Source organism: Streptomyces sp. NPDC041784, assembly GCF_055591025.1.
In genome coordinates, this window is record NZ_JBVJAB010000011.1 from 112,107 (window position 1) to 124,320 (window position 12,214).

At 72.0% G+C, this 12,214-nt stretch carries 10 protein-coding genes and 3 pseudogenes; 5 read left to right on the forward strand and 8 right to left on the reverse strand.

Translation table 11 applies throughout. The annotated features are described in order from the left end of the window. Nucleotide 1: 1 nt before the first annotated feature. On the reverse strand, nucleotides 2-1,300 hold the full coding sequence (locus tag ACZ6D7_RS24455; protein WP_469494420.1) for a serine hydrolase domain-containing protein: 1,299 nt from the start codon (nucleotides 1,298-1,300) through the stop codon (nucleotides 2-4). A gap of 470 nt (nucleotides 1,301-1,770) precedes the next feature. Between ACZ6D7_RS24455 and ACZ6D7_RS24460 the strand changes: the two genes are divergently transcribed. Next, nucleotides 1,771-3,690: an AMP-dependent synthetase/ligase gene (locus ACZ6D7_RS24460; protein ID WP_469494422.1), complete on the forward strand. Its 1,920-nt coding sequence runs from the start codon at nucleotides 1,771-1,773 to the stop codon at nucleotides 3,688-3,690. A gap of 18 nt (nucleotides 3,691-3,708) precedes the next feature. On the opposite strand, the gene ACZ6D7_RS24465 is transcribed toward ACZ6D7_RS24460, so the two are convergent. Genes ACZ6D7_RS24465 through ACZ6D7_RS24480 form a run of 4 tightly spaced genes read right to left on the reverse strand, consistent with a single transcriptional unit; the run spans nucleotide 3,709 to nucleotide 7,170 of the window. Then, nucleotides 3,709-4,524 (reverse strand): ABC transporter ATP-binding protein, encoded by an 816-nt coding sequence (locus ACZ6D7_RS24465; RefSeq protein WP_469494425.1) that lies wholly within the window; start codon nucleotides 4,522-4,524, stop codon nucleotides 3,709-3,711. Between the two features lie 23 nt (nucleotides 4,525-4,547). After that, the gene (locus tag ACZ6D7_RS24470; protein ID WP_469494428.1) at nucleotides 4,548-5,339 is read right to left on the reverse strand and encodes an ABC transporter permease; all 792 of its coding nucleotides are present in this window, start codon (nucleotides 5,337-5,339) and stop codon (nucleotides 4,548-4,550) included. Between the two features lie 32 nt (nucleotides 5,340-5,371). Then, a complete protein-coding gene (locus ACZ6D7_RS24475) occupies nucleotides 5,372-6,196 on the reverse strand; it encodes an ABC transporter permease (protein WP_469494431.1) in 825 nt (274 codons plus the stop codon). Then, nucleotides 6,193-7,170 carry an ABC transporter substrate-binding protein gene (locus tag ACZ6D7_RS24480; RefSeq protein WP_469494434.1) on the reverse strand — a complete coding sequence of 326 codons (978 nt, stop codon included), beginning with the start codon at nucleotides 7,168-7,170 and terminating at the stop codon, nucleotides 6,193-6,195. Before ACZ6D7_RS24480 ends, ACZ6D7_RS24475 begins: the two co-directional genes overlap by 4 nt. A 174-nt stretch (nucleotides 7,171-7,344) precedes the next feature. Between ACZ6D7_RS24480 and ACZ6D7_RS24485 the strand changes: the two genes are divergently transcribed. After that, complete coding sequence (locus ACZ6D7_RS24485; protein ID WP_469494436.1) at nucleotides 7,345-8,736, forward strand: alpha/beta hydrolase family protein; 1,392 nt, start codon at nucleotides 7,345-7,347, stop codon at nucleotides 8,734-8,736. A gap of 49 nt (nucleotides 8,737-8,785) precedes the next feature. Beyond that, on the forward strand, nucleotides 8,786-9,664 hold the full coding sequence (locus tag ACZ6D7_RS24490; RefSeq protein WP_469494439.1) for a PaaX family transcriptional regulator: 879 nt from the start codon (nucleotides 8,786-8,788) through the stop codon (nucleotides 9,662-9,664). A 2-nt stretch (nucleotides 9,665-9,666) separates the two neighbouring features. Here ACZ6D7_RS24490 and ACZ6D7_RS24495 read toward each other — a convergent pair whose 3' ends face one another. The 3 genes and pseudogenes from ACZ6D7_RS24495 to ACZ6D7_RS24505 form a co-directional block, all read right to left on the reverse strand. After that, a complete protein-coding gene (locus ACZ6D7_RS24495; RefSeq protein WP_469494442.1) occupies nucleotides 9,667-10,671 on the reverse strand; it encodes an RNA polymerase sigma factor in 1,005 nt (334 codons plus the stop codon). After that, nucleotides 10,668-11,015: pseudogene (locus ACZ6D7_RS24500) on the reverse strand (excinuclease ABC subunit UvrA); the annotation flags it as partial. The pseudogene ACZ6D7_RS24500 and the gene ACZ6D7_RS24495, both read right to left, overlap by 4 nt. Nucleotides 11,016-11,030: 15 nt before the next feature. Next, a pseudogene (locus ACZ6D7_RS24505) lies at nucleotides 11,031-11,366 on the reverse strand (hypothetical protein); the annotation flags it as partial. A gap of 265 nt (nucleotides 11,367-11,631) precedes the next feature. On the opposite strand from ACZ6D7_RS24505, the pseudogene ACZ6D7_RS24510 reads away from it, so the two are divergent. Both ACZ6D7_RS24510 and ACZ6D7_RS24515 read left to right on the forward strand, forming a co-directional pair. Continuing rightward, nucleotides 11,632-11,700, forward strand: a pseudogene (locus ACZ6D7_RS24510) (Gfo/Idh/MocA family oxidoreductase); the annotation flags it as partial. A gap of 12 nt (nucleotides 11,701-11,712) precedes the next feature. Continuing rightward, nucleotides 11,713-12,168 carry a Gfo/Idh/MocA family protein gene (locus ACZ6D7_RS24515; protein ID WP_469494811.1) on the forward strand — a complete coding sequence of 152 codons (456 nt, stop codon included), beginning with the start codon at nucleotides 11,713-11,715 and terminating at the stop codon, nucleotides 12,166-12,168. Nucleotides 12,169-12,214 lie beyond the last annotated feature (46 nt).

Below are 12,214 nucleotides of genomic sequence, written 5' to 3' on the forward strand. Positions count from 1 at the left end.
CTCAGGGGGCCGTGCCGATCCGGTGGGCCGGCGCGAGGTCGACGCCGGGCAGCCGCCGGTCGGGGGCGGCCCGTCGGGCGTCGGCGCCGGACTCCGTCGAGGGCTGGGCCGTCGCCGGGCAGAGCGCCTGGGCGAGGTGGCCGTAGAGCGCGTCGTCGATGGGGCTCGGCTCGACCGTGCCGTCGTCGTTGATCCGCTGGTACTTCGTCAGGTTCCAGCCCAGGGCGAGCTGCCGCTTGCCGTCACGGCTGGACAGCGCGATCGTGCCGGCGCCGAAGACCCCGCCGTCGTGGCCCCAGAAACGTCCGCAGTCGGGCAGGTCGAGGGCGAAGATCCCGAGCCCGTACTCGAGTCCGTCGGGGGTCCGGACGGTGCGCAGCATCTCGGCGAGGGCGGCCCGGCCGATGAGACGGCCCTCGAACAGGGCGCGGTAGAAGCGGTTCAGGTCCTCGGTCGTGGAGACCAGCGCGCCCGCGGTGCTCCCCCAGGACATGTCGTACACGCTGTAGTCGCGGGGCGGGTCGATCAGGCCGTGGAGCGACTCGTACATCCGGGAGTGCGGGCCGCTGATGTAGGGGGTGCGCGGGTAGGTGGTGTGGCGCAGCCCGGCCCGGTCGACGACGTGCCGGGTGAGGTACGTGCCGGGGTCCTGCCCGGTGACCTTCCGCAGGATCAGCCCGGCGACGATGTAGTTGGTGTTGGAGTACGACCAGCCGGCGCCGGGCGCGCCGGTCTCCGGGGCCGCCAGGCCGAGCCGCACGAGTTCCTCGGGGCGCAGGGAGCGGAAGCGGCCCTCGTCGATGCTCGCCGGGGAGTTCTGGGCGAGTGAGGGAAAGGCGCCGAGCACGTAGTCGCCGATGCCGCTGGTGTGGTTGAGGAGCATGCGTACGGTGATCGTCCGGCCGCGCTCTCCGGGCACGAGGGCGGGCAGGTAGTCGCCGACGGGTGCGTCGAGGGCGATGCGGCCGCGCTCCACCTGCTGGAGGACGGCGACGGCGGTGAAGGTCTTGGTGATGCTGCCGATCCGGTGGCGCATGTCCGGCCGGACCGGGCGCCCGGTGTCCACGTCGGCGACGCCGGACGCGCCGGTCCAGGCCGCACGGCCGTCGCGCACCGCGGAGTACGTGCCGTACATGCCCGCGTCGTGCAGGGTGTCGAGCGTGGCGCGCAGCGCGGCCCGGTCCATGGTCTTCGTGGTCGGCCGGGCGGATGCGGCGGTGTCGGCGGTCGCCGTCTGCACCCCCGCGGTGGCTAACAGGGTGGCGCCCAACAGGGCCCCGACAAGGCGGTTGACTCGCATGATCGTCCCTCCAGAAGACCGGTCACTACCAGGCCGATTCTTCCGGCCACCGGTGGCTCGGGCATCGCCCGCCGGCACGAGGGACACCTCTCCTGTCGACGCATCTGACATTTCGTCAACAAGGCTGATGCACAGGGCTGTTGGCGTGCTATGGGCGCAGGCGGACACCGGCGGCCCGTTCGTCGTGGAACCCGGCGGGGACGAACAGCCGCGCAACCTATCACCCCATGGCGCCCTGCCAGGAGGCTCTCGCCAATTCCCCGTCGCTCCGCCGGGTTTCGGCCAGAGTGTGGGGACATCGCTTCCACGAGCCGACCGTACGATCCACGTCCTCACCCGGCGCTGATCCTCCGCCTTCGACGTGAAGGCCGTCCCCCTTCAGTGCTGTGGGACCTCAACCCCGCCGCCGTCGGCGTAGCCGAAACCTCACGCAGCAGGCCGAGATCTCGCTGCTCCCTAGGAGTCGACCTGTGTCCTCACCCTTTCCGCTGTCCTCCGTCGAACTGGACGAGGTGGAGGCGGTGCTCGTCGAGCCCGAACTCCGGCGGCTGGACGGAGTCACCCGGGAGGCGTTCGTGCCGCCCCTGGTGCCGCTCACCGCGTACGGGTCGCTCGCCGACGTGCCGTTCGACAACGCGCGCCGGGCGCCCGATCACGTCGTCCTCAACAGACGTACGGAGGCGGGCCGTTGGGCCGACGTGACGGCGGCCGCGTTCGCGGAGCAGGTGCTGGCGACGGCGAAGGGCCTGGTCGCGGCGGGGCTGGCGGCGGGCGACCGGGTCGCGGTGATGTCGCGTACGGCGTACGAGTGGACGCTGCTCGACTTCGCCGCCTGGGCGGCCGGACTGGTGACGGTTCCGGTCTACCCGACCTCCTCCGCCCATCAGACCCGCACCCTCCTTCAGGACTGCGGTGCGGTCGCCCTGGTGACGGAGACCCGGGCGCAGTTCGCCGCGCTGGCGCCCGAACTCGACCGCCTGCCGGAGCTGGCGCACGTGTGGGTCACCGAGAACGGCGACGTGGACCGGCTGGCCCGGCCGGACGCGCGGGTGCCCAGCTCCGACATCGCGGTGCGACGCGGCATGCTGGGCCCGAACACCGTGGCCAGCATCGTCTACACCTCCGGCACGACCGGGCGGCCCAAGGCGTGCGCCCTGACGCACGGCAACTTCTTCGCGCAGATCGACAATCTGATCGAACTGCTGCACCCCGTCTTCCGGGCGGGGGCCGGCGCACAGCCGTCCGTGCTCCTCTTCCTCCCCATGGCGCACATCTTCGGCCGGATGGTCTCGGTGGCCTGTGTGCGGGCCCGGATACGGCTGGGGCACGCGCCGAGCCTGAAGTCGGAGGACCTGCTGGCGGACCTGGCGGGCTTCCGGCCCACGAGCCTGTTCGCGATCCCGTACATGCTGGAGAAGGTGTTCCACGTGGCCCGGGCCCGGGCGGAGAGCGGCGGCCGCCTCGCCGCCTTCGACCGGAGCGTCGAAGTCGCCCGGCGGTTCAGCGAGGCCCAGGAACGCCGGCGGCTCGGCACCGGCGACGGCCCGACGACCGCGCTCAGGGCGGCCCGCGCCTTCTACGACCCCACGGTCTACCGGCGCATCCGCCTCGCCCTGGGCGGCGGGATCTCCCACATCGTCTGCGGCGGCTCCCCGCTGCTGCGCGAGCTGGAGGCCTTCTACGCGGGGGCCGGCATCGAGATCTTCGAGGGCTACGGCCTGACCGAGGTGACGGGCGCCGCGACGATCACTCCTCCCCTCAAGGCCCGTATGGGCACGGTGGGCTGGCCGCTGCCGGGCACCAGGATCCGGATCGCGGAGGACGGCGAGATCCTCCTCGCCGGCGACCATGTGCTGCCGGGCTACTGGGACCCCCGGGTCGACGGTCTCGTCCCGGCCGCGGCCGACGGCTGGCTCGCGACGGGCGACCTGGGACGGCTGGACGAGGAGGGCTATCTGACGATCACGGGCCGCAAGAAGGAGGTCCTGATCACCAAGGGCGGGAAGAGTGTGGCCCCCGGCCCGTCGGAGAACCGGCTGCGGGCGCACCCGCTGGTCTCGCAGTGCATGGTCGTCGGCGACGCGCGCCCCTACGTGAGCGCCCTGCTCACGCTCGATCCCCAGGGCCTCGACCACTGGCGACGGTCGAACGGCAGGCATCCGGTGCCGCCCGCCCTGCTGGTGGACGACCCGGACCTGCGGAACCTGTTGCAGCGGGCGGTCGACAGCGTCAACTCCTACGTCTCACGCCCGGAGTCGATCCGGCGCTTCACGATCCTGCCCGTGGACTTCACCGAGGAGGCGGGCCATCTCACCCCGACCATGAAGCTGCGCCGGGAGCGGATCCTGCGGGACTTCGCGGCGGAGATCGACGCCCTGTACGCCCGCTGACCGGCGGCGCACCAGGCGTCAGCCGACCGGAGCCGGGTTCGAGGGGGCCGCCTGTCCGGGGTCCCCGAGCTTGGCCCGCTGGATCTGTTCGTAGACGTGCGCGCGCAGTTCGGCGAAGCGTGGGCTGGAGCGGGTGTGCAGCTGGTCGCGGTCGTCGGGGAGGTCGATGCGCAGGTCCTCCTGGACGACGGTCGGTGACGTGGACAGGACGATCGTGCGCTGGCCGAGGTAGACGGCCTCGTCGATGTCGTGGGTCACGAACAGGACGGTGACGCCGAGTTCGCGCCAGAGGCGGCGGACCAGGTCCTCCAGGTCGGCGCGGGTCTGCGCGTCGACGGCGGCGAACGGCTCGTCCATCAGCAGCACTTGGGGCTCGTACGCGACGGCGCGGGCGATGGCGACGCGCTGCTGCATGCCGCCGGACAGCTGCCAGGGGTAGGCCTGGTGGGCGTCGGCGAGTCCGACGACCTCCAGGGCGTGCTCGACCAGCTCCGCCCGGCGGGCCTTGCCGAGCTTCTTGCGGCGCAGGGGCAGGGCGACGTTGTCGTACACGGTCATCCAGGCGAACAGGGAGCGGCCGTACTCCTGGAAGACGACGGCCATGCCGGGCGGCGGGCCGGTGATCGGCCCGCCCTGGAGGCGTACCTCACCGCCGGTGGGGTCGAGCAGGCCGGACATGCACTTCAGGAGCGTGGTCTTGCCGCAGCCCGACGGGCCGACCAGGCAGACCAGTTCGCCGGCGTCGAGGGAGAAGGTGATGTCCCGCAGCGCCTCGACGGTGCGGTTGCGGCCGGTGTAGGTCTTGTTCAGGTTCCGTATGTCGAGCAGGGACATGGACGCCTCCGTGGGCCTGTCGGTCAGGAGTCGCGCTGGGCACGGCGCAGACCGTGGTACCAGGCCAGGGCCCGGTTCTCCGCGAACCGGAAGAGCAGGGACAGCAGGAAGCCGAGCAGGCCGAGCAGCAGGACGCCGCTCCACATCTCGGGGATGGCGAACGAGCGCTGGAACTGCACGATGGTGAAGCCCAGGCCGTTGGTGGAGGCGAACATCTCGCTGATGACCATCAGGATGATGCCGATGGACAGGGCCTGGCGCATCCCGGTGAGGATCTGCGGGCTCGCCGAGCGCAGCACCAGGTGCCACAGCCGGGAGCGGCCGGTGACGGCGTACGAGCGGCAGGTGTCGCGCAGGACCTCGTCGACGGCGCGGACGCCCTCGACGGTGTTGAGCAGGATGGGCCAGACGCAGCCGCTTGCCACGACGATGATCTTCATGGTGTCGCCGATGCCGGCGAACAGCATGATGACGGGGACCAGGACCGGGGGCGGGATGGCCCGGAAGAGTTCCAGGACGGGTTCCAGTACGTCGCGCAGGATCCGGTGCGAGCCGACGGCCAGGCCGAGCGCGACGCCGACGACCGTGGCGAGCAGGTAGCCGGCCGTGAGCCGGAGCAGGCTCGGTACGACGTCGGACATCATCCGCTCGGGGGTCCAGACCTCGGTGAACCGCGCCAGGATCGTGGCGAGCGGGGGCAGGTAGAAGTCGGTGCTGCCGGCGCTGGCGAACCACCACACGGCGAACAGGGCGGCGGGCAGGGCCACGGCGAACAGGACCCGCCGGGCGGCGGAGCGGAGGATCACGCGGGCCACCCCCTCTCCACGCTAAGGATGCTCATGCGGGCCTACCTCTCCGCGCGCTGGGACTGGTGCCAGTGCAGGACACGGCGCTCGACCGCCCGTGCGGCCAGGTTGACCGCGACGCCGATCAGGCCGGTCGTCAGGACCAGCGCGTACACCCGGGGCACGGCTCCGGACGTCTGCGCGACGGCGAGTTCCTGGCCGAGGCCGGGTGAGCCGATGACGAGTTCGGCGGTGACCGCGAGGACGAGCGCCACGGTGGCGGCCAGCCGGACGCCGGTCATGACGTACGGCAGCGCGGTCGGCCACAGGACGTACCTGATCCGGCCCCAGGTGCCCAGCCGGTAGCTGCGGGCGGTGTCCTGGGCGACGGGGTCGGCGTCCTGGAGGCCGGCCAGCACCTGGACGAGCACCTGCCAGAACGACGCGTACACCACGAGCAGCAGCTTCGAACGCAGGTCGGTGCCGTAGAGCAGCACCGCCACGGGGATCAGCGCCACGGAGGGGATCGGGCGCAGGAACTCGATGGTGGAGGCGGTCGCCGCGCGCAGCACGGGCACCGAGCCGATGACCACGCCCGCCACCACCCCGGCGGCGACGGAGAGGGCGAGGCCGATCCCCCAGCCGGTCAGGGTGTCGCCGAGCGCGGTCCAGAACGCGGCCTCGCCCAGCAGGTCCCCGAAGGCGCGGGCGGTCGTGGAGGCCGGGGGGAGGTAGTCGGCGGAGACGAGCGGGGTGCGCGGCAGCACCTCCAGGACGGCCACCAGCCCGGCCAGACCGGCGAGTCCCCGCAGTACGGCGGGGCTCGGGACCGTGGGGCGGCGCCGGGCGGCAGGCCGCACCGGCCGCGAGACGTACGTGGTGGTCATGAGAACAGCGCTCCGATGTCCGGCTTCCGGTCACCGAAGATGCCGTCCTGCTCGCCGAGTCGGGCCAGCTTCTCCAGGGAGGCGGTGTCGACCCGGGCGGGCCAGCTGGGCAGCGTCAGCTCGTTGAGCACATCACCGCTGATCCTGGTGTAGGCGGTGAGGATCCGGCGTGCCTCGTCGGGGTGGGCGGAGGCGTACTCCAGCGACTCGTTCATCGCCTCGGTGAACTTCTTCACCAGGCCGGGGTTCTGCTGCGCGATCTTCGTCGAGGTGAAGTAGGTGGCGACGGTGAGCTTCGGGTCCGTCTCGGCGAACGGCGAGGCCACCACCCGCGCGCCCTGGCCCTTGGCGATGGTCTGGGCGGGCTCGCCCATCCAGGCGGCGTCGACGCGTCCGTCGTCCAGGGCGGCCGGCATCTGGTCGAAGGGGAGCTCGACGAACTCGACCTCGGCGGGGTCGCCGCCGTCCTGGCGCACCGACTCGCGGACGGTCGTGTCGCCGATGTTCTGGAGCGTGTTGACGGCCACGGTGTGCCCGGCGAGGTCCTTGGCCGACTTGATCGAGCTGTCCTTCTTGACGAGGACGCCGGTGACGTCGGCACCCACCTGGCCGTTGGAGGCGGCGCCGTTGGCCACGGACTTGACGGGCACCCCCTTGGTCTGGGCGAGCATCAGGGAGGTGGTGTTGCTGAAGCCGAACTGGAACTGGCCGCTCACCACGCCGGGGATGATCGCGGCGCCGCCCTGGGCGGTCACCATCTTCAGGTCGATGCCGCGGCTGCCGAAGAAGCCCTTCTGCTGCCCGAGGTAGAGCGGCGCCACGTCGACGATCGGGACGACACCGACCGTGACCCGCGTGGTCCCGCCGTCACCCGCGGGCGACGCGGCGGCACTTCCGGAGTCCGACGAACCGCACCCGGCGACGCCGGCGACGGTCACCGCGACGAGGGCAAGCCCGAGTGTGCACCTGTGCATGGGCTCCTCCTTGAGGAGTACGGGATGCAGTGAGAGCCGAGCTTCGATGTTGTGCAGATTCTTGACGCCCGCAATCTACACACCTACCTTCGCCGTGTCAGTCCCCCCGACCGAAGGAATTCGCCGCCCCCCCTTCCCCGCACCACCACCCCCACGACGAGGAGTTCCGCCCCCGTGAACCAGCGCATCCGCACCCGCACGCTCACGGCCCTCACGGCACTGCTGCTCGCCGCTCCCCTCGCCCCGTCCACCGCTCAGGCCGCGGAAGCCGCCCACGTCGAGGGCCGGCTGCCGTCGGGCGCCGCGTACCTCATGGACATGCCTGCCGAGTTCAACGGCACGGTCCTGCTGTACAGCCACGGCTACACCCCGACCGGCGCGCCGAACCCGGCGCGCAACGCCCCGGACGACACCACCAAGAGGCTGCTGCTGGACCGGGGCTACGCACTGATCGGCTCCTCGTACGCCACCACCGGCTGGGCGGTGACCGACGCCGTCCCCGACCAGCTCGCCACCCTGGACGCGTTCACGTCCCGCTTCGGGCAGGCCCGGCGGACCATCGCCTGGGGCACCTCCTACGGCGGTCTGGTCACCACGGCGATCGCCGAACGTCACGCCTCGCGCATCGCCGGTTCGCTCTCCCTGTGCGGGCTGGTCCAGGGCGGCGTCGCCAACTGGAACAGCACCCTGGACCCGGTGTTCGCCCTGAAGACCCTGCTCGCCCCCGACTCCGGCATCCGGCTCACCCGCCTTCAGAGCCCGGCCGTCGCCGCGGAACAGGCCACAGCCATGACCGGAGCCCTCGCCGACGCGCAGGAGACGGCGGCGGGGCGGGCCCGGATCGCGCTGGCCGCGGCCCTGCACGACATCCCCGGCTGGAACGACCCCGCGCAGCCCCGGCCGGCCCCCGCCGACTGGGACGCTCAGCAGGCGGGCCAGTACCAGGCCCTCGTCGGACTCGTACGGTTCCCGGCGTTCTCCTGGCGGCAGGAGGCCGAGAGCCGGGCGGGCGGCAGCATGGCCTGGAACACCGGGGTCGACTACCGCGCCCTGCTCGGCCACTCCCCGTACCGCAAGGAGGTCGCCGAGCTGTACGCGAAGGCCGGCCTGTCCCTCGGGTCCGACCTCACCGCCCTCAACAAGGCGCCGAGGATCGCCGCGGACCCAGACGCCGTGGCCTGGATGAGCCGGACCAGTTCCTTCACCGGTCGCCTCACCAAACCCCAGCTCACCCTCCACACCACCGGGGACGCCCTGATCCCGGTCCAGGCCGAGAGCGCCTACCGGCGGGCCGCGGACGCCGCGGGCTCGGGGTCCCTGCTGCGGCAGCGGTTCGTCGACAACGCCGGGCACTGCACCTTCAGCCCCGGCGAACAGATCGCCGCCCTGCACACCGTCGAGGACCGCATCACCGGGGGCCGGTGGTCGGACAGCGCCCCCGCCGACCTCAACGCGCGGGCGACCGAGGCCGATCCCGCCTCCGCCGCGCGCTTCGTCCCGTACGCCCCCGCCCCCTACCTCCGCCCCTTCGACCTGTCCCACCGGCACGACGGGTTCCGCGAGTGAGGCCGTACCACCTGCTCATCGTGTGTCCGGCGACCGTAGTCTTGCTCGGGTGAACGTGAACGCCGAGCATCCGCGGGATCTCCTGGACCCGCCGGACTCCCCGGAGCGCCCGGGGAGTGCGGCGGCGCGCCCGCAGTCACTCCTGCTCACCTTCTTCGGCAACCACGCCCTGGACGAGGGCCCGCTCTGTGTCTACTCGGGCAGCGTCATCGACGTCCTCGCCCGGACCGGTGTCGGCGAGCAGGCCGTGCGCTCCACGCTCACCCGGATGGTCAAACGCGGTCTGCTGCTGCGCCAACGCCAGGGGCGCCGGATGTACTTCGGGCTGACCCCGCTCGCCACCCAGATCCTCCACGACGGCCGGCGCCGGATCTGGGAGACCAGCGCCGTCAACGACGACTGGGACGGCACCTGGACCCTCCTCGGCTTCTCCCTCCCCGAGTCCTGGCAGCGCCAGCGCCACGACCTGCGCTCCCGCCTCACCTGGGCCGGCTTCGGCCCGCTCTACAACGGCCTGTGGATCGCGCCCGGCCGGGTGGACGTCTCCGGGGTGATCGACGAGCTGGACCTCTCCGCGTACGTGAAGGTGTTCCACGCGCGCGCCGACGACGCGACCGACATCGTTCTCATGGTCCGGGACACCTGGGACCTGGACTCCCTGGCCGCCCGCTACACCGACTTCACCGCGCGCTGGACAGCCCCCGCGGACCCGGTCGCCGACGACGCCATCGCGACCCGGCTCCGGCTGGTCTGCGAATGGCTGGGGATCATCCGCACCGACCCCCGGCTCCCCGGGCAGCATCTCCCGCCCGACTGGCCGGCCCGGCGAGCGGAGGAGATCTTCCACCGCGTCGCCGCCGAGACCGAGGCACCGGCCCGCCGGATGGCCGCCGCCATTCTGGACACCGTTCCGCTGGCCGCGTCCTGATCTCAGAAGTCGCCGAGGTAGTCCCGCAGCACCTGGGAGCGGGACGGGTGGCGGAGCTTGGTCATCGTCTTGGCCTCGATCTGACGGATGCGTTCGCGGGTCACGCCGTAGACGTGGCCGATCTCCTCCAAGGTCCGGGGGCGGCCGTCGGTGAGTCCGTAGCGCAGGGAGATGATCCCGGCCTCGCGGGCGGTCATCCCGGTCAGCAGGCCCCGGATGGTCTCCTGGAGGAGGACGTGGGTGACGGCCTCCCAGGGGGCGGGCGTGTCGGTGTCCTCGATGAGGTCGCCGAACTCGCCGTCGCCCTCCTCGCTCAGGGTGGCGTGCAGGGAGACGGGTTCCTTGGTGTAGGCGTCGAGTTCGGCGAGCCGCTCCACGGGGATCTCGGCCTTCGCGGCGATCTCCTCGGGCGTCGGCAGGGTGCCCATCTCCACCATCAGCTCCCGCCGGGCCCGTGCCACCCGGTTGATGACCTCCACGGTGTGGACCGGGATCCGGATGGTACGGCCCTGATCGGCGAGGGCGCGGGTGACGGCCTGTTTGATCCACCAGGTCGCGTAGGTGGAGAACTTGAAGCCCTTGGCGTAGTCGAACTTCTCCACCGCCCGGATCAGACCGGAGTTGCCCTCCTGGACGAGGTCCAGGAAGTCCAGTCCCCGGCCGGTGAAGCGCTTGGCCACGGAGACGACCAGACGCAGGTTGGCCTCGGTGAGGTGCGCCTTCGCCCGCAGGCCGTCCTCGGCCAGGGCGGCCAGCTCCTCCCGGCGGTACCGGACCTGTCCTTCCGCCAGCAGCCGCTCGGCGTAGAGACCGGCCTCGATGCGCCGGGCGAGGTCCACCTCCTGTGCCGCGGTGAGCAGCCGGACCCGGGCGATGAGGCGCAGATAGTCCTTGACGGGGTCGGTGGTGGCGCCCAGCGCCGTCAGTTGCGGCTGCGGGCCGTCGGTGTCGTCGTCGTAGGGCGGCAGCGCCTCCGCCGCCGTGGGCTCTGTCTCGATCACGCTCATGTGGCCTCCGTCCGCAATGCGTTCAGGAACCGCCCGGTGTGCGATCCCGGATGGGCCGCGATCTGTTCCGGCATGCCCTGGGCGATCACCTGTCCGCCCTGGTGGCCGCCCTCCGGGCCCATGTCGATCAGCCGGTCGGCGGCCTTGACGCCATCGAGGTGGTGCTCGATGACGACGACCGTGTTCCCGCCGTCGACCAGCCGCCGCAACACCGTCAGCAGCCTTTCCACGTCGGCGACGTGCGGACCGGTGGTGGACTCGTCGAGGATGTAGAGCCTACGGCCCCGAGTACGGCGTCGGAGTCCGGCGGCGAGCTTGACGCGCTGGGCCTCGCCGCCGGAGAGAGCCTCGGTGCCGTGCGGCACCGCCTCCCGGACGCCGGCGGGCAGTTCGCGCCAGGGCGTGGCGGTGCTGAAGCCGGCCTCGACGGCCAGGGCTTCGAGCAGGCGGGTGAAGGAGTCGGCGCCGCCGGTGTTCGTCCACGGCGTGACGGTGGCGCGACGGCGCCGTCGGCGAGGGACCGGTGTCGTCCGGGTCGACGGCAAGGGGTCGACCTCCGTGCGGGAGCCGAGTCCGGCGCAGGCCGGGCAGGCGGCCCGAGCCCGCCCAGCAGACCACCGCCGGCTTCGACTTCCCCACCTCCAGCTGACCTTCCCGTCCCAGGGACCTTTCGAAGGACACCCCCATGACCACATCCGCCAAGCCCCTTTCCGTCGCGGTGATCGGCGCCGGGATGGCCGGCCGCAGCCACGCCGCCGGATACCGCAACGTCAACACGGTGTTCGGGGCCGGGCTGCCGCCGGTCCGGCTGGCCGCGATCGCCGATGCCAACCTCGCGCTGGGCGAGGACGCCGCCCGCCGCTACGGCTTCGAGAAGGCGCTCCCGAGCTGGGAGGCCGTCGTGGAGGACCGACGATCGACGCCGTCAGCATCGTCGTCGGCAACGCGCTGCACCGGCCGATCGCCGAGGCGCTGGTCGCCGCGGGCAAGCACGTGCTGTGTGAGAAGCCGCTTGCCGGGTCGCTCGAAGACGCCCGCGCGATGGCCGAGTTGGAGCGTTCCGCCGAGGTCGCGACCGCCGTCGGGTACACCTTCCGCCGGTCCCCCGGCATCGCCGCGATCCGCGAGCATGTGCGGCGCGGCGAGCTGGGCGATCTCTCGCTGTTCAGCGGCCGTTACTGGTGCGACTACGCCACCGACCCGAACGGGCCGCTGAGCTGGCGGTTCAAGGGCGGCCCGGGTTCGGGTGCGCTCGGGGACATCGGCTCGCACATCATCGATGCCGCCGAGTACCTCGCCGGGCCCATCGCCACGGTCTCCGGTGCCTCCCTGTCGACGCAGATCGCCAAGCGCCCGCTGCCGCTGGGCGCGGTCGTCGGGCACAACGCGGCGCCGGTCTCCGACGATTCGGCGAGGTGGAGAACGAGGACACCGCGTCCTTCACGGCTCGTCCGCCCGCCCCCACGGCCCAACCGGCCCCCTGCAACCACATCGTGACCCTCGATCACATGTTCTCGCCTCGGCTCCTGGCACGGCGATGCGA